General features: G+C 65.9%; 21 protein-coding genes. 11 read left to right on the plus strand and 10 right to left on the minus strand.

The features are described from left to right. The first annotated feature begins 32 nt into the window (after window positions 1-32). Together LJ656_RS04985 and proC are read left to right on the plus strand one after the other, a co-directional pair. Window positions 33-743 (plus strand): YggS family pyridoxal phosphate-dependent enzyme, encoded by a 711-nt coding sequence (locus tag LJ656_RS04985; protein WP_230508162.1) that lies wholly within the window; start codon window positions 33-35, stop codon window positions 741-743. A 99-nt stretch (window positions 744-842) separates the two neighbouring features. Continuing rightward, window positions 843-1,658, plus strand: a complete 816-nt coding sequence (proC, locus tag LJ656_RS04990) for a pyrroline-5-carboxylate reductase (protein ID WP_230508163.1) — start codon at window positions 843-845, stop codon at window positions 1,656-1,658. A gap of 167 nt (window positions 1,659-1,825) precedes the next feature. Here proC and ubiA read toward each other — a convergent pair whose 3' ends face one another. The 6 genes from ubiA to recG form a co-directional block, all read right to left on the minus strand. Next, window positions 1,826-2,689, minus strand: a complete 864-nt coding sequence (gene ubiA, locus LJ656_RS04995) for a 4-hydroxybenzoate octaprenyltransferase (protein WP_230508164.1) — start codon at window positions 2,687-2,689, stop codon at window positions 1,826-1,828. A 239-nt stretch (window positions 2,690-2,928) separates the two neighbouring features. Continuing rightward, window positions 2,929-3,423, minus strand: a complete 495-nt coding sequence (locus LJ656_RS05000) for a Dps family protein (protein ID WP_169496984.1) — start codon at window positions 3,421-3,423, stop codon at window positions 2,929-2,931. Between the two features lie 118 nt (window positions 3,424-3,541). Beyond that, complete coding sequence (locus LJ656_RS05005; protein ID WP_230508165.1) at window positions 3,542-3,724, minus strand: hypothetical protein; 183 nt, start codon at window positions 3,722-3,724, stop codon at window positions 3,542-3,544. 97 nt (window positions 3,725-3,821) lie between these two features. After that, window positions 3,822-5,276, minus strand: a complete 1,455-nt coding sequence (locus tag LJ656_RS05010; protein ID WP_230508166.1) for a catalase — start codon at window positions 5,274-5,276, stop codon at window positions 3,822-3,824. A gap of 246 nt (window positions 5,277-5,522) precedes the next feature. Then, window positions 5,523-6,482: a LysR substrate-binding domain-containing protein gene (locus tag LJ656_RS05015; RefSeq protein ID WP_230508167.1), complete on the minus strand. Its 960-nt coding sequence runs from the start codon at window positions 6,480-6,482 to the stop codon at window positions 5,523-5,525. Window positions 6,483-6,615: 133 nt separating this feature from the next. Continuing rightward, window positions 6,616-8,928: an ATP-dependent DNA helicase RecG gene (gene recG, locus LJ656_RS05020; RefSeq protein WP_230508168.1), complete on the minus strand. Its 2,313-nt coding sequence runs from the start codon at window positions 8,926-8,928 to the stop codon at window positions 6,616-6,618. A gap of 182 nt (window positions 8,929-9,110) precedes the next feature. Between recG and queA the strand changes: the two genes are divergently transcribed. From queA to secF, 5 genes are all read left to right on the plus strand, one after another. After that, window positions 9,111-10,169 (plus strand): tRNA preQ1(34) S-adenosylmethionine ribosyltransferase-isomerase QueA, encoded by a 1,059-nt coding sequence (queA, locus tag LJ656_RS05025; protein WP_230508169.1) that lies wholly within the window; start codon window positions 9,111-9,113, stop codon window positions 10,167-10,169. Between the two features lie 144 nt (window positions 10,170-10,313). Next, window positions 10,314-11,504 (plus strand): tRNA guanosine(34) transglycosylase Tgt, encoded by a 1,191-nt coding sequence (gene tgt, locus LJ656_RS05030; RefSeq protein WP_230508170.1) that lies wholly within the window; start codon window positions 10,314-10,316, stop codon window positions 11,502-11,504. Window positions 11,505-11,736: 232 nt separating this feature from the next. Next, on the plus strand, window positions 11,737-12,066 hold the full coding sequence (gene yajC / locus LJ656_RS05035; RefSeq protein ID WP_075295496.1) for a preprotein translocase subunit YajC: 330 nt from the start codon (window positions 11,737-11,739) through the stop codon (window positions 12,064-12,066). Between the two features lie 115 nt (window positions 12,067-12,181). Further along, the gene (secD, locus tag LJ656_RS05040) at window positions 12,182-14,278 is read left to right on the plus strand and encodes a protein translocase subunit SecD (protein ID WP_230508171.1); all 2,097 of its coding nucleotides are present in this window, start codon (window positions 12,182-12,184) and stop codon (window positions 14,276-14,278) included. Window positions 14,279-14,296: 18 nt separating this feature from the next. Then, on the plus strand, window positions 14,297-15,247 hold the full coding sequence (gene secF, locus LJ656_RS05045; RefSeq protein WP_230508172.1) for a protein translocase subunit SecF: 951 nt from the start codon (window positions 14,297-14,299) through the stop codon (window positions 15,245-15,247). A 157-nt stretch (window positions 15,248-15,404) separates the two neighbouring features. Here the strand turns inward: secF and LJ656_RS05050 are convergent, their stop codons facing one another. The 4 genes from LJ656_RS05050 to LJ656_RS05065 form a co-directional block, all read right to left on the minus strand. Then, entirely contained in the window at window positions 15,405-16,682 is a 1,278-nt protein-coding gene (locus LJ656_RS05050; protein ID WP_230508173.1) for an MFS transporter, read from the minus strand. A 313-nt stretch (window positions 16,683-16,995) separates the two neighbouring features. Beyond that, window positions 16,996-17,565 (minus strand): YceI family protein, encoded by a 570-nt coding sequence (locus LJ656_RS05055; RefSeq protein WP_230508174.1) that lies wholly within the window; start codon window positions 17,563-17,565, stop codon window positions 16,996-16,998. 111 nt (window positions 17,566-17,676) lie between these two features. Then, entirely contained in the window at window positions 17,677-18,240 is a 564-nt protein-coding gene (locus tag LJ656_RS05060; RefSeq protein WP_230508175.1) for a YceI family protein, read from the minus strand. 8 nt (window positions 18,241-18,248) lie between these two features. After that, window positions 18,249-18,809: a cytochrome b gene (locus LJ656_RS05065; RefSeq protein WP_230508176.1), complete on the minus strand. Its 561-nt coding sequence runs from the start codon at window positions 18,807-18,809 to the stop codon at window positions 18,249-18,251. 432 nt (window positions 18,810-19,241) lie between these two features. Between LJ656_RS05065 and LJ656_RS05070 the strand changes: the two genes are divergently transcribed. The 4 genes from LJ656_RS05070 to LJ656_RS05085 are packed head-to-tail and all read left to right on the plus strand — an operon-like array spanning window position 19,242 to window position 23,091. Next, on the plus strand, window positions 19,242-19,973 hold the full coding sequence (locus tag LJ656_RS05070) for a paraquat-inducible protein A (protein WP_230508177.1): 732 nt from the start codon (window positions 19,242-19,244) through the stop codon (window positions 19,971-19,973). A 7-nt stretch (window positions 19,974-19,980) separates the two neighbouring features. Next, entirely contained in the window at window positions 19,981-20,631 is a 651-nt protein-coding gene (locus LJ656_RS05075; RefSeq protein ID WP_230508178.1) for a paraquat-inducible protein A, read from the plus strand. After that, window positions 20,624-22,285, plus strand: a complete 1,662-nt coding sequence (locus LJ656_RS05080; RefSeq protein ID WP_230508179.1) for a PqiB family protein — start codon at window positions 20,624-20,626, stop codon at window positions 22,283-22,285. Before LJ656_RS05075 ends, LJ656_RS05080 begins: the two co-directional genes overlap by 8 nt. Next, on the plus strand, window positions 22,282-23,091 hold the full coding sequence (locus LJ656_RS05085) for a PqiC family protein (RefSeq protein ID WP_230508180.1): 810 nt from the start codon (window positions 22,282-22,284) through the stop codon (window positions 23,089-23,091). The genes LJ656_RS05080 and LJ656_RS05085 overlap by 4 nt, the downstream gene beginning before the upstream one ends. Window positions 23,092-23,311: the final 220 nt, after the last annotated feature.

Raw genomic sequence — 23,311 nt, forward strand, 5'->3', positions numbered from 1 at the left:
CATCGTCTTTCGCTGAACACCGGCTTCGTTCCATGTCCGATCTGGATCAACACCTCGCTCACACTCTCGTCGACGTGCAACAGCGTATCGCGGCGGCCGCGCAAGCAGCGGGCCGCGATCCGCAGTCCATCATGCTGCTCGCGGTCTCCAAAACGTTTCCGGCCGACGCGGTGCGCGCCGCCCATGCGGCCGGCCAGCGCGCGTTCGGCGAAAACTACGTGCAGGAAGCACTCGACAAAATCCACACGCTCGCCGATTTGCGCGCGTCGCTCGAATGGCATTTCATCGGGCCGCTGCAATCGAACAAGACGCGGCCGGTCGCCGAGCAGTTCGACTGGGTGCATTCGGTCGATCGCCTGAAAATCGCGCAGCGGCTGTCGGAGCAGCGTCCCGATCATCTGCCGCCGTTGAACGTGTGCTTGCAGGTCAACGTCAGCGGCGAGGCGTCGAAAAGCGGCGTCGCTGTGGCCGACGCGGCCGGCATCGCGCAGCAGATCGCCACGCTGCCGAAACTGAAACTGCGCGGCCTGATGTCGATTCCCGAACCGGCCGACGAACTCGATGCGCAACGTGCGCCGCATCGCGTGCTGCGCGAACTGTTCGAGCGCTTGCGCGCCGACGGGCTCGCGCTCGATACGCTGTCGATGGGCATGTCGGCCGATCTCGAAGCGGCCGTGCTCGAAGGCGCGACGATCGTGCGGATCGGCACCGCGATTTTCGGCGCGCGCGATTACTCGCGCTGAACCACTGAATCACCGGCGGCGCGGCGCGCAGCCCGCGCGGATCCGTCGCCGCATCGCCGGCTTCTTTCCGACTCTCTCCTGAACCTCATCCGGACCATCATGAAAATTGCGTTTATCGGCGGCGGCAACATGGCCGCGGCGTTGATCGGCGGCCTCATCAAGCGGGGCGTCGCGCCCACGGACCTGTACGCGATCGATCCGAACGAAGACGCGCGCAAGCGCAACGAGCAGCAATTCGGCATCCGCACCGGCGCGGCCGCCGACGCCGCGCTCGCCGGCTACGACGCGGTCGTGCTCGCGGTCAAGCCGCAGATCCTGAAGAGCGTCGCCGAGGCGGTCGCACCGCACCTGAGCGCGTCGCAACTGGCGATCAGCATCGTCGCGGGGATTCGCATCGGCGACATGTCGCGCTGGCTCGGCGGCCATGGCCGCATCGTGCGGGTGATGCCGAATACGCCGGCGCTGATCGGCATGGGCGTGACGGGGCTGGTGGCGACCGCCAGCGTCGATGAAGCGGGCCGCGCGCTCGCATCGCAAGTGCTCGGCGCGGTCGGAGAAACCGTCTGGTTCGACGACGAAGCGAAGATCGACGCGGTCACCGCGATCTCGGGCAGCGGGCCGGCCTACGTGTTCTATTTCATCGAAGCGCTGCAGGAAGCCGCGCGCGAGCTCGGGATGGACGAAGCGCAAGGCCGCGCGCTCGCGGTCGCGACGTTCACCGGCGCCGCGCAGCTCGCGGCGAATTCGGACGAGCCGCCCAGCGTGCTGCGCGAGCGGGTGACGTCGAAGGGCGGCACGACCGCGGCGGCGCTCGCATCGTTCGACGCCAGCGGGATCAAGGACGCGATCGTGCGCGGCGCGCTCGCCGCCGATGCGCGCGCGAAAGAGATGGGCGACGAGTTCGGCAAGCAGTAACAGCGTGGCGGCGCGGCGAACAGTCGGGTTGGCCGCCCGCTCCCCCGAAGCATTCGAAGCACAAACGAAGACGCCGTAGCACGCTGCGCAACTCGAATCAGCGCAAGCGTCTACGGCGTTCAACTACAGCTGCGATCTCAACCCGCCGAGACCGCGCGCAAAAAGAATTAAAACGAAGCAGCCGCGTAATGCGCGGCAATCCCCGCGAACAGCGCGCCGCCCAGCCAGTTGTTGTGACGGAACGCGGCAAAACACGGCATCCGCTCGCGATTGCGGATCAGCGTGTAGTGATAGATCGCGCAGCCCACCGCGGCGGCCCAGCCGAGCCAGTACAGCAACCCGAAGCCGAGCGTCAAACCGATGCCGACGTAAATCCCCAACGTCACCGCGTAGCACAGCATCACCGCGGCCACGTCGAAGCGGCCGAACGTCAGCGCCGACGTGCGAATACCGATCTTGATGTCGTCGTCGCGATCGACCATCGCGTATTCGGTGTCGTACGCGACCGCCCAGAAGATGTTCGCGAGCAGCATCACCCACGCGAGCAGCGGCACGTGGCCCAGCACCGCGGCGAACGCCATCGGAATGCCGAAGCCGAACGCGATGCCGAGATACGCCTGCGGAATCGCAAAGAAACGCTTCATGAACGGATACGTGCCGGCGACGAACAGCGCGACCACCGACAACTGTTTGGTCAGCGCATTGAGCGGCAGGATCAGCAAAAACGCGACCAGCGACAAAGCCGCCGCGAGCACCACCGCTTCCCATGCTTTGATCTTGCCCGAGGTGATCGGCCGGTTTTCGGTGCGCTTCACGTAGCGGTCGAAATCGCGGTCGGCGTAATCGTTGATCGCGCAGCCGGCCGAGCGCATCAGCACCGTGCCGACGGTGAAAATCACGAGGAGTTGCCACGACGGATGACCGCCGGACGCGATCCACAAAGCGTTGAGCGTCGGCCACAGCAGCAGCAGGCTGCCGATCGGCTTGTCCATGCGCACGAGGCGCAGATACAGAGGGAGTCGGGCGAACATGGGACGAATGCGGTGAAGTGCGAACACGGTCCCGCTATTCTACGGGAAGCAGGTGAGCCGACTGGCTCGACGCGGTACTGGCTGGTTCGCACCGCGTGCGCAGCGGTTCGACGCGCGCGGCGGCGCCGCAAAAAACAAAGCCTCCCGAAACGGGAGGCTTGTTCATTTCATTCGCGGCGCGAAGCGGACGTCGGCCACTTCGCAACGGCTGACGCTCACATGCAGTGAGCGTCCTCTACTCAAGCGAGCAGCGAGCGCAGCATCCACGCGGTCTTTTCGTGCGTCTGCATGCGCTGCGTGAGCAGGTCGGCGGTCGGTTCGTCGTTCGCCGCTTCCGTCGACGGGAAGATCGCGCGCGCGGTACGCACCACTGCTTCCTGACCTTCCACGAGCTGGCGGATCATGTCTTCAGCGGCCGGCACGCCGTCCGCTTCCGGGATCGACGACAGCTTCGCGAACTCCTTGTAGCTGCCCGGCGCATGCACGCCCAGCGCGCGGATACGTTCAGCGATCGCGTCGACCGCGAGCGCAAGTTCGTTGTACTGCGTTTCGAACATCAGATGCAGCGTGTTGAACATCGGACCCGTGACGTTCCAGTGGAAGTTGTGGGTCTTCAGGTACAGCGTGTAGGTGTCCGCGAGCAGACGCGACAGCCCTTCCGCGATCTTCTTGCGATCCTTGTCGCTGATCCCGATGTTGACGTGCTGTACGGCTGCGGCTTCTTTTTTGGCCATGATGACTCCTTCGAAGAGTGATACGAACCGGTCGGCAAATGATGATCTGCACGAGCAGACATAAAGCGTTCGACAGTGTAGCGTGAAATGCCGCAAGGTTCGCGTAACGTGCGCCCGCTCAGCCGCCCAGCAGTCGCTGCCAAGCCTGCGCGCCGAGCACCGCGAATCCGCCCGCGACGATCGCGCAACCGAACGTCTTGCGCAGCAGCCACGCGTGCCGGTGCCGCTCGACAATCTGCTCGACATTACGCGCGGTCGCCGAAGCGCCGTTGCCCGCGATTGCCATCATCATCTGGATCATTTCTGTACTCCCGGTTCGAATCTTGACGGGTGGAGCGCGCCGCGCCCCGCCCGTCGATTGCATGACTACCGCGTGCTAACCAGCATTGCTCCGGCGCTCAGGCTTTCTTGCCTTCCTGCAACGCAGCCAACGCCGCAACCACCCCTTCCGCGCAAGCCGGATCCGCGCGGCGGAAATGCTCGATCTGACGCGCGATGATGTCCTGCGGCACGCCGTCGATATGTCGCGCGATATTGCCGAACAGACGCTCACGCTGCGCCGCGTCGAACAGTTTGAACAGCATGCCCGGCTGCGTGTAGTAATCGTCGTCTTCGCGATGGTCGTAACGATCGACCGCGCCCGCCGCGAGCGGCGGCTCCGCCGCATTCGAGTCCTGCGCGAAGTCGCCGAAACGGTTCGGCTCGTAGTTCACGTTGCCGCCGAGATTGCCGTCGGTGCGCATCGCGCCGTCGCGATGAAATGAATGCGGACTCGGCACGCGCGGCGCATTCACCGGAATCTGGTGGTGATTGATGCCGAGCCGGTAGCGCTGCGTGTCGCCGTACGAGAACAGTCGCCCCTGCAACAGGCGATCCGGCGAGAAACCGATGCCGGGCACCACGTTGGCCGGCGTGAACGCCGCCTGCTCGACGTCGGCGAAATAGTTCGCCGCGTTGCGGTTCAGTTCGATCGTGCCGACGTCGATCAATGGATAGTCTTTGTGCGACCACACCTTGGTGATATCGAACGGATTGAAGCGATACTTCGCCGCGTCCGCTTCGGGCATCACCTGAATCGCGAAACGCCACTTCGGGAAATTGCCCGCATCGATGCTGCCGACCAGATCGCGCTGCGCGCTTTCGCGGTCTTGCGCGACGACCTGCGCGGCCTCGGCGTCGGTGAAGTTCTCGATCCCTTGCAGCGACTTGAAGTGGAACTTGACCCAGAAGCGCTCGTTGTTCGCGTTGATGAACGAGTACGTGTGCGAACCGAAGCCGTGCATCTGCCGATAGTTCTTCGGAATGCCGCGATCGCTCATCAGAATCGTCACCTGATGCAGCGACTCGGGATGGCGCGACCAGAAATCCCACGCGGCGACGTTGCTGCGCAGGTTCGTGTACGGATCGCGTTTCTGCGTATGGATGAAATCGGGAAACTTCAGCGGATCGCGGATGAAGAACACCGGCGTGTTGTTGCCGACCACGTCCCAGTTGCCTTCCTCGGTGTAGAACTTGATCGAGAAGCCGCGCACGTCGCGTTCGGCGTCGGCCGCGCCACGCTCGCCGGCCACCGTCGAAAAGCGCATGAACAGCGGCGTTTCCTTGCCGACCTGCGCGAATACTTTCGCTTTCGTGTAGCGCGAAATATCATGCGTGACCTTCAGCGTGCCGAAGGCGCCCGAGCCCTTCGCATGCACGCGCCGCTCGGGAATCACCTCGCGGTCGAAGTGGGCGAGCTTTTCGAGCAGCCATACGTCTTGCAGGACGACCGGGCCGCGCGGGCCGGCGGTCATCGAGTTCTGGTTGTCGGCGAGCGGGGCGCCAGCGGCATTGGTGAGCTTACGTTCGGACATGTTTCCTCCTCGGCTTGTCCAGCCTTGAACACAGGTCGGCGCCTGAGCTGTGTGAAATAGGGATCGGGCGATCCCAGGAGGAAACTATATCAACCCTATCGACTATCCATATTTAATATATTCTATCTATGCGATAGGGTTTGCGCCCTTATTTGGAAATGTGCGCTGCGAGCGGGCCGGGCACGTCCGGGATGCCCCGCGCGGCTGCGGGCCGCGGCGACCGGCCGCCGGCCCACTGCCTCTCCGTCAGTTGACGGCGGCCGGCAGGTCGAGCTTCCTGACGCCCGGCAGTTCGCAGGCGGCGATCGCCTCGCAGATCGCATCGATCGCGGGCATCCGCGTGAAGCTCTTGCGCCATGCAAGCACGACGCGGCGGTCCGGCACCGGCTCGTCGAACGCGACGTAGCTGAGCAGCCCCGCGTCGATGCCGCCCGCGTGCGGCTTCACTTCGTGCACCGACATGCGCGGCAGCACGGTAATCCCAACGCCGCTCGCGACCATGTGGCGAATCGTTTCCAGCGACGAGCCTTCGAAGGTCTTCTGGATCCCGTCCGCGTTCTGCGAAAAGCGCATCAGCTCCGGGCACACGCCGAGCACGTGGTCGCGGAAACAATGGCCGCTGCCGAGCAGCAGCATGGTTTCCTGTTTCAGATCGTCGGGATCGATTTTCGGGCGGCTTTCCCACGCGTGGCCGGACGGCAGCGCGACGACGAACGGTTCGTCATACAGCGGCCGCAACATCAGCCCGGTTTCGGGGAACGGCAGCGCCATGATCGCGACGTCGATTTCGCCCTGCTTGAGCAACTCGATCAGCTTGAGCGTGTAGTTCTCCTGCAGCATCAACGGCATCTGCGGCACGCGCGCGATCATCTGCTTGACCAGCGTGGGCAGCAGATACGGTCCGATCGTATAGATCACGCCGAGGCGCAGCGGCCCGACCAGCGGGTCCTTGCCCTGCTTGGCGATTTCCTTGATCGCGAGCGTTTGCTCGAGCACGCGCTGAGCCTGCGTGACGATCTGTTCGCCGATCGGCGTGACGCTGACCTCGCTGGTGCCGCGCTCGAAAATCTGCACGTTCAGCTCGTCCTCGAGCTTCTTGATGGCGACGGACAGCGTGGGCTGGCTGACGAAACACGCTTCGGCGGCCCGGCCGAAGTGCCGCTCGCGCGCCACCGCCACGATGTATTTCAATTCGGTGAGCGTCATTCGGGGATCAATCAGTATGGAGGATTCGATAGGTTCTAGTTATACACCTATAGGGTCGGTTCGCCAACCTTTTGACCGCGTGACGCCAAACGTTTAGCGCCGCGCTATGACAAAACGCAAACCGGCCGCCGTGTCACGCCTTCAGATACTGCTCGCGCGCGCCGAGCCAACGCGCCAGATGCTGGAGCACCACCTCCGGGTATTGCTCCAGCAGCGTGGCGGCGGCCTCGCGCGCGGGGTTGATCAGCCACTGGTCGTTTTCGAGGTCGGCGAAGCGCAGCATCGCCGCGCCCGACTGGCGCGCGCCGAGAAATTCGCCCGGTCCGCGAATTTCGAGGTCGCGACGGGCGATCTCGAAGCCGTCGGTGGTCTCGCGCATCGTCTGCAAACGGGCGCGCGCAGTCATCGACAGCGGTCCGGTATAGAGCAGCACGCACACCGACGCGGCGCTGCCGCGCCCGACCCGGCCGCGCAACTGATGCAGCTGCGCGAGGCCGAAGCGCTCCGCGTGCTCGATCACCATCAGCGACGCGTTCGGCACGTCGACGCCCACTTCGATCACGGTCGTCGCGACCAGCAGCTGGATTTCGTTGCGTGAGAACGCGTCCATCACCGCGGCCTTTTCGGCCGGCGCGAGGCGGCCGTGCACGAGGCCGACCCGCAACTCGGGCAGCGCGGCCACCAGGGTTTCGTAGGTTTCGACCGCGGTCTGCAGCTGCAAAGTCTCGCTTTCCTCGATCAGCGGACACACCCAGTACACCTGGCGCCCGGTCAGCGCCGCCTCGCGCACGCGGCCGATCACCTCGTCGCGGCGCGCGTCGGACACCAGCTTGGTCAGGATCGGCGTGCGGCCGGGCGGCAGCTCGTCGATCGTCGATACATCGAGATCCGCGTAGTAGGTCATCGCGAGCGTGCGCGGGATCGGCGTCGCGGACATCATCAGTTGATGCGGCTGGAAGTCGCGCGCGCCGTCGGCCGCGCCCTGAGCCTTCGCGCGCAGCGCGAGCCGCTGCGCGACGCCGAAGCGATGCTGTTCGTCGACGATCACGAGCCCGAGCCGCGCGAACTCGACCGCGTCCTGGATGATCGCGTGCGTGCCGATCACCAGTTGCGCGGTGCCGAGCGCGGCCGCTTCGATCGCCGCGCGCTTCTCTTTGGTCTTCAGACTGCCCGCGAGCCACGCGACGCTCACGCCGAGCGGCTCCAGCCAGCCGCGCAATTTGCGCGCGTGCTGCTCGGCGAGGATTTCGGTCGGCGCCATCAACGCGGCCTGGTAGCCGGCGTCGATCGCCTGCGCGGCCGCGAGCGCCGCGACGATCGTCTTGCCGCTGCCGACGTCGCCCTGCAACAGCCGCTGCATCGGGTGCGGCTGGGTCAGATCGAGCGCGATTTCGCCGCCGACCCGCTCCTGCGCGGCGGTCAGCGAAAACGGCAGCGCCTTCAGCAAACGCGCGACCAGCGCCGACTCGTCGCCGAGCTTGCGGCGCGGCATCGCCGGCGCGGCGCGGGTGCGGCGTTCGTCGTGCGCGCGCTTGAGCGACATCTGCTGCGCGAGCAATTCTTCGAACTTGATGCGCACCCACGCGGGATGGGTGCCGTCGATCAGCGCGGTCTCGTCCGACTGCGCGCCCGGATGATGCAGCGTGCGCACCGCGTCCATCAGCGACGGCACGCCGAGCGGTTCCAGATGCTCGCGCGCGACCGGCGCGGGCAGCAGCTCCGGCAGCGAGGTGCGCGACAACGCGTTGTCGATCGCCTTGCGCAGATACGCCTGCGACACGCCCGCCGTGCTCGGATAGACCGGCGTCAGCGCCTGCGGCAGCGGCGTGTCTTCGTCGACCACGCGCACCGCCGGATGCACCATCTCCAGCCCGAAGAAACCGCCGCGCACGTCGCCGCGCACGCGCAGCCGCGCGCCGGGCGCCATCTGCTTGACCTGCGAGCCGTAGAAATTCAGAAAGCGCAGCACCAGTTCGTCGCCGTCGGCATCGCGCAGCTTCACCAGCAACTGGCGACGCGGCCGGTATGCGATCTCGTTGTCGAACACCACCCCTTCGGTCTGCGCGATGCCGCCCGGCAGCAGGTGGCCGATCGGCGTCAGCGAGGTTTCGTCCTCGTAGCGCATCGGCAGATGCAGCACGAGGTCGATGTCGCGGGTGAGGCCGAGTTTGGCGAGCTTGTCGGCGGTTTTGACGGGGGCTTTCGCCGCGGGTTTGGCGGCGGCTTTGCTCGTTGCTTTGGTTTTGGCCGCGGGTTTGCCGTTCTCGCCGGCGGTTCCGGGTCGGTGCGCGGGGTCGTCCGCATCAGTCGCGCCCGTGCCGCCACCTGCGCCATCCGCAACGTCTCTCACCTCACCCTCGTCCGTCTCCCCCCGCGCGCCGCGGCGCCGCGGCGCGTCTCCCGCTTCGAGGTTGGCAACGGACAATCGGCGGTCGGACAAAGGCATGGCTGCTTCGCAAGTACAATATCGGCTGCTGTCGAAAAAAACGTCGTGCCGCGCTGCGCGCCGCGTCGCATCCAGGATGCGGCACAGGACAAGGCGCACGGGCCGCTTCGGCGTCCCGCCATCATAGCCGCCCGACTCCGGCTTCGGCTCAATTCCGTCCCAATTCGCTCCCAGTCGTTCGCATGTTTACGCTTTCCGATTTCGATTTCGATCTGCCACCCGAGCTGATCGCGCAAGTCGCGCTGCCCGAGCGCAGCGCGAGCCGTCTGCTCGAGGTGGACCACGCCGAGCGCGCCGATGGCGCCGCGCGCCTGATCGACCGGCGCTTCACCGAGCTGCCCGGCTGTCTCGCGCCCGGCGACCTGCTCGTCTTCAACGACACCAAGGTGCTGAAGGCCCGCTTCTTCGGCCAGAAGGCCAGTGGCGGGCGCATCGAAGTGCTGGTCGAGCGCCTGACCGGCGAGCGCAGCGCGCTCGCACAGATTCGCGCGAGCAAGAGCCCGCAGCCGGGCACCACGGTGCACCTGGCCGATGCGTTCGAGGTCACGGTCGGCGAGCGCGTCGATCAGTTCTACACGCTGCACTTCCCGGACGACTGCCTGACGCTGATCGAACAGTACGGCCACCTGCCGCTGCCGCCGTACATCGAACACGATCCCGACGCGACCGACGAAACCCGCTACCAGACCGTGTTCGCGCAGAACCCGGGCGCGGTCGCCGCGCCGACCGCCGGCCTGCACTTCGACGACGCGCTGCTCGCGAAACTCGACGCGCAGGGCGTCGAACGCGCGACGCTGACGCTGCACGTCGGCGCGGGCACGTTCCAGCCGGTGCGGGTCGAGAACATCGCCGAGCACAAGATGCACAGCGAGTGGTATCACCTGCCGCAGTCGCTGGCGGACCGGATCGCCGCGACCAAAGCGCGCGGCAACCGCGTGATCGCGGTCGGCACCACGTCGATGCGCGCGCTCGAAGCGGCCGCGCGCGACGCGGAAGCCGCCGGCCGGCCGCTCGCGGCGACCAGCGCGGAAACCGACATCTTCATCACGCCGGGCTACCGGTTCCGGGTGGTCGACCGGCTGGTGACGAATTTCCATTTGCCGAAGTCGACGCTGCTGATGCTGGTGTCCGCGTTCGCCGGCGTCGAGACGATTCGCGCGACCTATCGTCACGCTATCGAGCAGCGTTACCGCTTTTTCAGCTACGGCGACGCGATGCTGCTGACGCGGCGCGACGCATAACCCGGCGACGTAGTAGCCCCTCGATGCATCAATCCGCCTTAGCACTGCTTCGGCGTTTCGCAGTTTTCCTGGCCGCCGCGATCCTTCGTGGCGGTTTTCATTGATTGCGCCGGACTGTTTTCCGGTAGCACTGGAGTTATCCCAATGACCCTGGGTCATCCCACGCAACAACCCGCCCACGACCGCCCCGCCAACGGCCTCAAATTCGAACTGCTCGGCACCGACGGCCAGGCCCGCCGCGGCCGCGTCACGCTCAATCACGGCGTGGTCGAAACGCCGATCTTCATGCCGGTCGGCACCTACGGCACCGTCAAGGCGGTGCAGCCGCGCGAGCTCGACGAGATGCACGCGCAGATCATCCTCGGCAACACCTTCCACCTGTGGCTGCGCCCCGGTCTCGAAACCATCGAGGCGCACGGCGGCCTGCACGGCTTCATGGGCTGGAAGAAACCGATCCTGACCGACTCGGGCGGCTTCCAGGTGTTCTCGCTCGGCGACCTGCGCAAGATCACCGAGGACGGCGTCACGTTCGCGTCGCCGATCAACGGCGACCGGCTGTTCCTGTCGCCGGAAGTGTCGATGCAGATCCAGAAGGTGCTGAACTCGGACATCGTGATGCAGTTCGACGAGTGCACGCCGTACGCGACCAACAACATCCCGACCTCGCACCAGGAAGCGGCCGAATCGATGCGCATGTCGATGCGCTGGGCGCAGCGCTCGATCGACGAATTCCAGCGCCTGGGCAATCCGAATGCCCTCTTCGGCATCGTCCAGGGCGGCATGTTCGAGGATCTGCGCGACGAATCGCTGGCCGGCCTCGCCGAGAAGAATTTCCACGGTCTGGCGATCGGCGGGCTGTCGGTCGGCGAGCCGAAGGAAGACATGATGCGGATCCTGAACCACATCGGCCCGAAGCTACCGGCCGACAAGCCGCACTATCTGATGGGCGTCGGCACGCCGGAAGACCTGGTGGCGGGCGTCGCGGCCGGCGTCGACATGTTCGACTGCGTGATGCCGACCCGCAACGCGCGCAACGGCTGGCTGTTTACGCGCTTCGGCGACGTCAAGATCCGCAACGCGACTCACAAGAACTCGCTGCGCCCGCTCGACGAGCAATGCGGCTGCTACACCTGCCGCAACTTCACGCGCGGCTATCTGCATCACCTGCACCGGGTCGGCGAAATTCTCGGCGCGCAGCTGAACACGATCCACAACCTGCACTACTACCTCGAACTGATGCAGGAAATGCGCGATGCGATCGACGCAAAGTTGTTCGACGCGTTCCGCAAGCGTTTCCACGAGGACCGCGCACGCGGCGCCGTACCCGCGCCCTGAGCGCGCGGCGCGCCGATTGTGCAGAACAATCCGCGCGCCACGACCCAGCCACTGCGCATAAACCTTACAATTATCTTTCGCCGGAACCGTATCGAGTGCCCAAATAATGCTCGATGCAGGCCCTTAAACGGTTGATCGGAAAGCCGATTCGCCGTGCCGGCGCGGGTTCGGCCGGTGGTAGAATAATCGGCTGACTTTTTTGTTAGTTTTGACTGATAACGGAGAGACCAACGTGTCGTTCATTTCCAATGCCTATGCTCAAGGCGCTGCAGCAGGTGGCATCGAATCGAACCTGATGAGCTTCCTGCCGCTGATCCTGATGTTCGGCGTGCTGTACTTCATCATGATTCGCCCCCAAATGAAGCGCCAGAAGGAACATCGCAGCATGCTTGCTGCGATGGCCAAGGGCGATGAAGTCGTGACCAACGGCGGCATCGTCGGCAAGGTGACCAAGGTGGGCGAAGCCTATGTCGGCATCGAGATCTCCGAAGGCACCGAAATCACCGTGCAAAAGGCAGCGGTTACGACGGTTCTGCCGAAGGGCACGATCAAGTCGCTGTAAGGCCTGCTCTCCCGCGTCCGGCGCGGCCTCGCGGCCACTTCAGGCAATCTCGCTGAACTGACCGCGCTCATCGCCGGGCGCATCGCATCCAAGCCAACCTCCCGTTGGACCACTCATGAATCGCTACCCCCTCTGGAAATACGCCGTGATGCTGGTGGCTCTGGTCATCGGCCTCGTGTACACGCTGCCCAATCTGTACGGCGAAGCGCCGGCGGTGCAGGTGTCGAGCGGCAAGGCGACGGTCAGGCTCGACGCCGCCACGCTCGCGGCGGTCGAAGCCGCGCTCGCGGGCAATCAGATCAAGCCGACCGCGGTCACGTTCGACAACGCGCAGAACAACGCGACCATTCGCGTGCGTCTCGCGGACACCGACACGCAGCTGCGCGCGAAGGATCTGCTGCAAAAGTCGCTGAACAGCGACCCGAACGATCCACAGTACATCGTCGCGCTGAACCTGCAAAGCGCGTCGCCGAGCTGGCTGACCGCGCTGCGCGCGCTGCCGATGTACCTCGGTCTCGATCTGCGCGGCGGCGTGCACTTCCTGCTGCAGGTCGACATGGCCGGCGCACTGAACAAGAAGCTCGATTCGGACGCGGCGGACGTACGCACGATGCTGCGCGACAACAACGTGCGCGACGGCGGCGTGAATCGCGTGAACCAGTCGGTGGTAGTGAATCTGGCCGATCAGGCCACCGCGGACGCGGCGCTCAAGCTGCTCGGCCGCGGCGTCAGCGAACTGCGGTGGACCTCGCAGCCGAATGCCGGCGCGGACGGCGGCGTGCAGCTGGTCGGCACGTTCACGCCGGAAGTGCAACGCGCGGTGCAGGACGCCGCGCTCAAGCAGAACATCACCACGCTGCATAACCGCGTGAACGAACTCGGCGTGGCCGAGCCGGTGATCCAGCAACAGGGCGCGGACCGCATCGTGGTCGAGCTGCCGGGCGTGCAGGACACCGCGAAGGCGAAGGACATCATCGGCCGTACCGCGACGCTCGAAGCGCGTCTGGCGGACCCGGTCAACACCCACCCGAACCCGAACGATCCGGTGCCGCCGGGTGACGAACTGTTCACCCAGGGCAACCAGGTGCCGGTGCTGTTGCGTAAGCAGGTGATCTTCACCGGCGACCGCATCATCGACGCATCGGCGGGCTTCGACGAGCATCAGCGTCCGTCGGTCAACATCCGTCTGGATTCGGCAGGCGGCCGCGCGGTGCGCGCGGTGTCGCGCGACAACATCGGCAAGCCGATGGCGATGGTGCTGTTCGAGCGCGGCAAGGGCGAAGTGCTGACGGTCGCGACGATCCAGTCGGAACTGGGCGACCGCTTCCAGATCACCGGCCAGCCGACCCCGCAAGCGGCCGCCGACCTCGCGCTGCTGTTGCGCGCCGGTTCGCTCGCCGCGCCGATGGAAATCATCGAGGAACGCACGATCGGCCCGAGCCTGGGTGCCGACAACATCAAGAAGGGCTTCCACTCGGTCGTGTGGGGCTTCGCGGCAATCGCCGTGTTCATGATCGCGTACTACATGCTGTTCGGCGTGATCTCGGTGATCGGCCTGTCCGTGAACCTGCTGTTGCTCGTCGCGGTGCTGTCGATGCTGCAGGCCACGCTCACCTTGCCGGGTATCGCCGCTATCGCGCTCGCGCTCGGTATGGCGATCGACGCGAACGTGCTGATCAACGAGCGCGTGCGTGAAGAACTGCGCCACGGCGCGCCGCCGCAGCTGGCCATCCAGAACGGCTACGCGCATGCATGGGCGACGATTCTCGACTCGAACGTGACCACGCTGATCGCCGGTCTCGCGCTGCTCGCATTCGGCTCCGGTCCGGTGCGCGGCTTCGCGATCGTCCACTGTATCGGCATTCTGACGTCGATGTTCTCGGCGGTGTTCTTCTCGCGCGGCCTCGTCAACTTCTGGTACGGCGGCAAGAAGAAGCTGAAGTCGCTGTCGATCGGTCAGGTGTGGCGTCCGCAGGCGGCTACCGCCGGCGCCGGCGCGTATCTGGAAAACGACGACGCCGCGACCGACACCGCGCAAGCCATCGCCAACGCGCGAGCCAGCTCGAAGTCGGGCATGACGCCGGGCGCCAAGCCGGCCGCGAAGGCAGGCGCCGCCTCGCAGGCTCGCGGCAAGCCGACCGTGCGCCGCCGCAACGCGCCGGGCACGCCGCCGGATGGCTCGACGCCGCAAAAACCGGGTTCATCCCGCTGAGTCCCGGAGAACAAGACCATGGAATTTTTCCGTTTCCGTAAAGACGTTCCGTTCATGCAGCGCGCGTTGATCTTCAACGCGATCTCGCTGCTGACGTTCCTCGCCGCCGTGTTCTTCCTGCTGCATCGCGGGCTGCATCTGTCGGTGGAATTCACCGGCGGTACCGTGATCGAGGTGCAGTATCCGAACGCGGCGCCGCTCGACCCGGTGCGCAACACGCTCGGCAAGCTCGGCTATGGCGACGCCCAGGTGCAGAACTTCGGCACCGCGCGCGACGTGCTGATCCGTCTGCCGCTGAAGGAAGGCCTCACGTCCGCGCAGCAGAGCGAACAGGTGATGGCCGCGCTGAAGGCCGATACGCCCGACGTGCAATTGCAGCGCGTCGAGTTCGTCGGTCCGCAGGTGGGCAAGGAACTCGCGACCGACGGTCTGCTCGCGCTCGCGTGCGTGGTGATCGGTATCGTGATCTACCTGTCGTTCCGCTTCGAATGGAAGTACGCGGTGGCCGGCGTGATCGCGAACTTGCACGACGTGGTGATCATTCTCGGCTTCTTCGCATTTTTCCAGTGGGAGTTCTCGCTGTCGGTGCTGGCGGCGGTGCTCGCGGTGCTCGGTTACTCGGTGAACGAGTCGGTCGTTATCTTCGACCGGATTCGCGAGACCTTCCGCCGCGAACGCAAGATGAGCGTGATCGAAGTCATCAACCACGCGATCACCAGCACGATGTCGCGAACCATCATCACGCACGGCAGCACGCAGATGATGGTGCTGTCGATGTTCCTGTTCGGCGGTCCGACGCTGCACTACTTCGCGCTCGCGCTGACGGTCGGTATTCTGTTCGGTATCTACTCGTCGGTGTTCGTCGCGGCAGCGCTCGCGATGTGGTTCGGCATCAAGCGCGAAGACCTGATCAAGGACAAGAAGGAACGCGTCGATCCGGACGATCCGAACGCGGGCGCGCAGGTTTGATGCGCGTGTAGCGTTGGCATTGCCTAAATCAGAAGGCCGGTTCTCGCGAACCGGCCTTCTGCGTTTACGGCGCTGCGACGGGCCGCTGGGGCCGCGGCCGGTGCGGGTGTGCGGTGCCGCTGCCCCACCGCCTCACCGGCGCTGCGCCCTCCCCGCCTTACCGAAAACCGAGCTTGCGCCGCGCTCCGATCAACGCGCCGATACTCACCAGCGCGGCGAACATCACGTAATAACTCGGCGCCGCCTTCGAGCCGGTCGCGCCGATCAGCCACGCGATGATGAACGGCCCGAAGCCGCCGAAGATCGTCACCGCGATGTTATAGGCGAGCGACATTCCGGTCGTGCGCGTCTGCACCGGGAAGATTTCCGACAGCAGCCCCGGCGTGGCGCCGAAGTAGCCGCTGACGAGAAAGCCGAATAGGATCTGCCAGACGATCAGCGTGCCGAAGCTCGGATGCGCGATCAGATACAGGAACGCCGGATAGACCAGCACCAGCAGCGCCACCGCCGCGGCCAGCATGATGCGCGTGCGGCCATGCACATCCGACAGGTGCCCGACGATCGGCGAGAACACCATCTGCATCGCGCCGGTCACCGCGATCGCGGCGAAAGCGACCGACGGCGCGAGCCCCAGCTGCTTCACCCCATAAGTCGGCATGAACAGCACCAGATACGACGACACCGTGCCGAGCACGACCACGCCCATCGCGATCACGAGCCGCAGCTTCTGCGTCGCGAAGGTATCGCGCAGCGGCGTCTGGGTGGTTTCGGCGGCGAGAAATTCGGGTGTCTCGTCGAGCTTGCTGCGGATATAGAACGCGACCGGACCGATCAGCAAACCGAAGAAAAACGGCACACGCCAACCCCACGAGCTCATCTGCTCCGGCGTCAGCGTGCCGGTCAGCAACGCGCCGAAGCCGGCGGCGAGCAAGGTGGTCAGCCCCTGGCTGGCCATCTGCCAGCTCGCGTAGAAACCGCGCCGCCCCGGCACGTGTTCGGCGAGAAACGCGGTCGCGCTGCCGAACTCGCCGCCGGCCGAGAAGCCCTGCATCAGCCGCGCGATCACGAGAATCACCGGCGCGGCGAGGCCGATGCTTTGATAAGTGGGCAAAATCGCGATGATCAGCGTGCCGCTCATCATCAGCAGGATCGACAGCGTCAGCGCCGCCTTGCGGCCCGCGCGGTCCGAGTACGCGCCGATCACGATCGCGCCGAGCGGGCGCATGAAGAACGACACGCCGAAGGTGCCGAGCGTGAGCAGCAGCGACACCGTGTCGTTGCCGGCCGGGAAAAACAGCTTCGAGATGGTCACCGCGAAAAAGCCGTACACCACCAGATCGAACCATTCGAGCGCGTTGCCGATCGAGGCGGCCACCACCGCGCGCCACGAGTTGTGCCGGCTTCCCACGACGCCTGCCGCTGTCGTTGCATTCATCCAGATCTCCTGTCCCGCGCGAACTATTTATCGACGCGCGCGTATGACACCCGCGCGCTGGCCGCACCGGCTACGCGCTCCACCGGCACACTCCAGCGTCTATTTAACTGAAAAAATAAAAGCGGCGCGAGCGGCAAATAACCGGCGCGCGGCCGGCGGCGCACACGGCGTCCGGTACAGGCGAAAAAAACCGCTTCGTTGCGGGCGCAACCGAAGCGGTGGGTGGTGCGGTGCAGCGCGGCGGCGGTCCGCCTGCGCCATTACGCGCGCAGACGCCGCAACAGTCATCGCGACGCCGGCGCGCGGACCGCGGTTACTGCTGCTTCACGCCTTCCGACTGGATGTTCAGACGCGTCAGCATGCTGAAGCCGTACTTCGAGCCGAAGTCGAGGCCGAACTCGCTGCGGTTGAATTCGGTGCTCGCCTCGACGCCGCACACTTCGCGCTTGAGCATCGGATGCTGCATGCACTTGAACGAGTCGATCTTCAGATTGACCGGCTTGGTGACGCCGCGGATCGTCAGATTACCGATCACTTCGACCGGCTTGTCGCCGTCGAACTTGATCTGCGAGCCCTTGTACGTGACGGTCGGGTACTGCGCGACGTCGAAGAACTCGCTCGCTTTCAGGTGGTCGTCGAGTTTCGCGTTGCCGGTCTGCACCGAGGCCGGGTCGACGGTCACGTCGAGCGTGCCGGTCTTCGCCGCGCGGTCGAGCGTGACCGTGCCGGTGGTCTTCGTGAACTTGCCGCGCCACGTCGACAGACCACCGAAGTGATCGGCCTCGAAGCTCGGATAGGTATGGGTCGGATCGAGCAGATAGGTATCGGCGGCGAATGCGCCGAACGACAGCGATGAAGCCAGCGCGCCAACAGCGATCAACATGGACGTTTTCAATTCGTGCTCCTGTATTTCGTTGAAAATCGCGGTGCAACCTGGGTTGCAACAACCGCCGCGCCCCACGCGGCGCGGCCTGCTTCACGACCGCCGCACGCGTTACTTGTGCGCGGCGACGAGGTGAAATTTGATGACCACTTCATCGGCGACGACCGACGTGTCCTTCCACTCGCCGGTGCCGATGTCGAATTGCGAGCGTTTGATCGGCAGCGAGCCGTCGAAGGTCTGCGTCGCGCCCTGCTGGGTCACGGTGACCGGCACCACGACCGTCTGCGACTTGCCTTTGATGGTCAGCTTGCCGGTGACCTTGAACTGATTGCCGCCGGCCGGCGCGATCGCGCTGGAAACGAACGTCGCGTTCGGATACGTCTTCGCGTCGAACCACTCCTTGCCGCGCACCTGCTCGTTGTAGCTCTCGTCGCCGAGATCGTAGCTGGCGACGTCGATGGTCAGCTGCGCGGTGCCGGCGGCCGGCTTGGCCGGATCGAAGCTGACCTGCGCGGTGAACTTGCCGAACTTGCCCTCGACCGGCACGTTCATCTGCTTCGAGACCGCGCTCACCGAGCTCTTCGCGATGTCGACCTGGGCGAGCGCCGCGCCGGCCACCGTCAACGACACAGCCGCGAGCGCGGCGAGCATGAAGCGATAAAACGGAACCTTCATGGCAGTCCTTATTTGAGGAAAGGGAGCATGCGCGACAGCAGCCCGTCGCGATCGACCAGTTGATGCTTGAGCGCAGCCAGCACATGCAGCGCGACCAGCACCAGCAACGTGTAGTTCAGCGCGACATGCACGGCCTTCAGCACTTCCTTGAGCTGCGGGTCGGGCGCGATCAGGCGCGGCAGCGGGATCAGGCCGAGATAGACGACCGGCACGTTGGCGGCCGAGCTATACAGATAACCGGAGGCTGGAATCAGGACCATCAGCGCGTACAGCAGCAGATGCGTGAGATGCGCGGCGCCGCGCTGCCAGCCGGGCATGCGGCGCGGCAGCGACGGCGCGCGGTGGGTCGCGCGCCACACGATGCGCAGGATCGCGAGCGCGAACACGGTCACGCCGATCCATTTGTGCCAGGAGAAGTAACGCAGCTTGGTCGGCGTGAAGCCCGGGATGTCGGTCATCACCCAGCCGAGCGCGAAGCCGCAGCCGATCAGCAGCGCGATCAGCCAGTGAAACGCGATGGCGGTCCGCGTGTACGACTCCTGATTACCGAACGAGGGATTGGGTGTCATGACTGAGCAACGCAGGCTGATAAGAGTTAACGGCGCGGCCGACCCGGCTATTCCGCGCTGCCGGCGGCCCCGGCGGCGCGCGATCCGACCTGCATCGATCGCGCCGAACCGCCAGCGCGCAGGCCAAGGGCGCCATGCTACCCGAAGCGCGCCGGACTGGCTTGAGCGAGCAGAACCGGACAGGTCCGATTTTTGCAGCAGCGCGCGGCGGATTCAACGGGTCGTCCCGAACAAATTGGGGGCAAGTCGGTCCGAAACGCCGTAGTCCGGCCCGCATGTGCCCGCCGTCGCGCCGTGGTTGGGCGTTTCGCGCTGTTGCGCGGGGCCGCGTTTGGTACTATTGCTCCCACTTTCGCCTGACTTTTCTCGAAACACGGACCTTGCCGCGCCGCCACTCAAGTCACTCAACCGCGTCGTCACGCAGCTAGCCGCATGGAACATGACCATCTGATCGCGTGCCATGAATGCGACACGCTGTTTCGCAAGCCACGGCTTGTCGGGCGCACCGCCGCGCGCTGCGCGCGCTGCGGCGCATCGCTCTATCGCGGCGTCTCGCGCAGGCTCGACGCGATCTGCGCGATGACGCTCGCCGCGCTGATCACGTTCGTGATCGCGCAGGGCTTTCCGATCGTCGAACTCGAGACCAACGGCATCACCTCGCAGACCACGCTGTTCGGCGCGCTCGTCGCGCTGTGGGGCGAGGACATGCAGATCGTCGCGGTGATGGTGTTCTGCTCGACGGTGCTGTTTCCGCTCACCGAACTGGTCGCGTTGCTGTATGTGCTGGTGCCGCTGCGCGCCGGCTATGTGCCGCCGCAGTTCAACCGCGTGCTGCGCGCGATCCAGTTCGTGCGGCCGTGGGGGATGATCGAAGTGTTCATGCTCGGCGTGCTGATCACGATCGTGAAGATGGTCAGCCTCGCGCGCGTGATTCCCGAAGCGGCGCTGTTCGCGTTCGGCGCGCTGACGCTGATGTTCGCGGTCGTCGTCACGTTCGATCCGCGCGTGCTGTGGGACATCGCCGACGAACTCGGCGCGCCGGACCAGCCGCCACTGCCGCGCACGGCGGCCGACAGCGCCGCGCTCGCGGTCGGCACACCGGCGCAGCAGCAGCAGCCTCAGCACCAGCAGCCGGACGCTCGCACCACCCGGCGCGAAGGATGACCCCGCGATGAAATACGTCACCGCGAAAAGCGCGGGCCTCGTGTCGTGCCATTCGTGCGGCCGCGTCGAACCGCGCATCCGCTCGGTCGCGCCGCAGCACTGCAGCCGCTGCGGCGCGCGCCTGCACTCGCGCAATCCCGACAGCCTGATGCGCACGTGGGCGCTGCTGATCGCCGCCGCGCTGCTGTATATTCCGGCCAACCTGTTGCCGGTGATGCACACCGCATCGCTGCTCGGCGCCGAGGACGACACGATCATGAGCGGGGTCGTCTACTTCTGGACCTCCGGCGACTGGCCGCTCGCGGTGATCGTGTTCATCGCCAGCATCATGGTGCCGATGCTCAAACTCAGCGTGCTGGTGTTGCTCACCATCACCGCGCAGCGCCGCTCGCGCTGGCGTCCGCAACAGCGCACCACGCTGTACCGGATGGTCGAGCGGATCGGCCGCTGGTCGATGCTCGACGTGTTCGTCGTCACGCTGACCGTCGCGCTGGTGCGCTTCAAATCGCTGGCCGTGATCACGGCCGGGCCGGGCGCGATCGCGTTCGGCGCGGTCGTGATCCTGACCATGATGGCTTCCATGCAATTCGATCCACGGCTCATCTGGGACCCCGTGGAAGGCAGCACCCCAACCCCTCAGGATTCCAAACATGACTAGCCCGCAAGGACCGACGCCCGCTTCCGGTGACGCGCCGCGCAACGATTCGAACGGACCCAGCCTGCCGCCCCAGTTACCCGACCCGGAGATCGAACCGCGCAGCCGCTGGCTGCCGTCGCTGGTGTGGGTGATTCCGTTGATTGCCGCGCTGATCGGCATCGCGCTCGTGATCCGCTCGGTCAACCAGCGCGGCCCGGTGATCACGATCAGCTTCGTCAGCGCGGAAGGGCTCGAACCGGGCAAGACCCAGGTCAAGTACAAGGACGTGACGGTCGGCGCGGTGAAGACGATCACGCTATCGCAGGATCTGTCGCACGTGCTGGTCGAAGTACAGCTGACCAAGCAGGGCGGCAAATTCGCGGTCAAGGATTCGCGCTTCTGGGTGGTGCGCCCGCGGGTCGGCGCGAGCGGCGTGTCCGGTCTGACCACGTTGCTGTCGGGCGCGTACATCGGCGCGGACGCGGGCCGCTCGGACGACACCGCGGACAGCTTCGTCGGCCTCGAAACCCCGCCGCCCGTCACCGGCGATCAGAAGGGCCGCCAGTACATTCTGCACGGCGACTCGCTCGGCTCGATCGACATCGGCTCGCCGATCTTCTACCGGCGCGTGCAGGTCGGCCAGGTGGTCGGCTTCTCGCTCGACAAGAGCGGCACCGGCGTGACGATGCAGGTGTTCGTGTCGGCGCCGTACGACCAGTACGTCGGCACCAACTCGCGCTGGTGGCATGCGAGCGGCGTCGATCTGCGGCTCGATTCGAGCGGCTTCAAGCTGAACACGCAATCGCTCGCGACGGTGATCGTCGGCGGTCTGTCGTTCCAGTCGCCGCCCGGCCAGAACATGGGCCCGCAGGCGCCGAACGACCAGACCTTCCGGCTCGCGTCGGATGAGGCGGACGCGATGCGCGAGCCGGACGGCGTGCCGCTGCGGGTCGTGATGAACTTCAACCAGTCGCTGCGCGGGCTGTCGGTCGGCGCGCCGGTCGACTTCCGCGGCATCGTGCTCGGCCAGGTGACCAACATCGGCATCGACTACGATCCGAAGACCCGCAGCTTCACGATGCCGGTGACGATGAACATCTACCCGGACCGCCTCGGCAAGCGCTTCCGCGAAAACGCGCCGGCGCCGGGCACGCTGGCCGGCCAGACGATGCTCGAACAACTGGTCAGGCACGGGCTGCGCGGCCAGTTGCGCACCGGCAACCTGATCACGAGCCAGCTGTACGTGGCGCTCGACATCTTCCCGAAAGCGCCGCCGGCCAAGGTCGACGTGACCGGCGATCCGCTCGAGCTGCCGACCATTCCGAACACGCTCGACGAGTTGCAGCTGCAGGTCGCCGATATCGCGAAGAAGCTCGACAAGGTGCCGTTCGACCAGATCGGCGACAACCTGAACAGCGCGCTGAAGAACGCCGACCGGCTGTTCGCGCGGCTGGACAAGGAAGTCGTGCCGCAGGCGCGCGACACGCTGTCGGCCGCGAAGCAGACCTTCAGCTCGGCCCAGGCGACGTTGCAGCAGGACTCGCCGCTGCAGTCCGACGTTCATCAGGCGTTGCAGGAACTGACGCGCACGTTGCAGTCGCTGAACGCGCTGTCGGATTACCTGGAGCGTCACCCCGAATCGCTGTTGCGCGGTAAATCAGGAGATAAACCATGATGTTTGCCCGGCTCCCCCGCTCGCCGCGCACGCTCGCGCGCGCTGCCGCGCAGCTCGGCGCGCTGGCCGCGGCGCTCGCGCTGGCCGCGTGTTCGTCGCCGTCGAGCCGCTTCTATACGCTGGGCGGCGCCGCGGGCCCGGACGGCGCGGCGCCGGCCGTGGCCCGTACCGCGAGCGCGCCCGCGTGGCTGATCGAAGTCGCGCCGGTCAACGTGCCGCCGCAGGTGGCGAGAAATCAGCTGGTCGTGCAGACCGGCCCGACCCAGGTGCAGCTGCTCGAACAGGAGCGCTGGGCCTCGCTGCCCGGCGACGAGATTCGCCGCGCGCTGTCGACCGATCTGACCGGGCAGCTCGGCACGCTGGACGCGTTCGGCACCGCGCGTCCCGACGACGTCGCGGTGTACCGGATCGCGATGAACGTGCAGCGCTTCGAATCGTGGCCGGGCTCGCACGCGTTGCTCGACGCCGTGTGGAGCGTGCGCGCGGTGCGCAGCAATGCGGTGATGACGTGCCGCAGCGTGGTTAGCGAGCCGGTCGGCGGCGGCTATGACGCACTCGTCGACGGACACCGGCGCGCGCTCGAACAGGTGTCGACGCAGATCGCGGCGGGCGTGCGGGCGATGGTGGCGGCCGCGGGCAGTGCAACGGGCAGCTCGACGGGCAGCGGGCGCTCGTCGGCGGCCGGCAAGGCGGCTGCGAGCGCGGTGCCGCCGTGTCCGTCGGCGGCCACTTCCGCGGCGGCTAGCCAGGCGACCCACCCGGCGGCCAACGCCGCAACGAGCGGCGCCGCCGGACCCGGCGCCTGACGGGCGCCGCTGGCGCGGGTCAGACGAACACATGAACTTACTTGTGCTTCCTTTGATCCGCGTCAATTTTTCTCGCAACGTCGCGCAAACGTTGTGTGCTATGCGCGAGTCAAAGCCCTCCAGCAAGAACCGTTGCCCGCCCTCTTGCCGGGCAACGCTCTCCCCAACCTCCCCCACGATGCTCGCCTGCATGCGGCCGATGCGCGGATGTCCGCCGCCT

The organism is Paraburkholderia sejongensis (assembly GCF_020880815.1).
In the GTDB taxonomy this organism is placed as follows: domain Bacteria; phylum Pseudomonadota; class Gammaproteobacteria; order Burkholderiales; family Burkholderiaceae; genus Paraburkholderia; species Paraburkholderia sejongensis.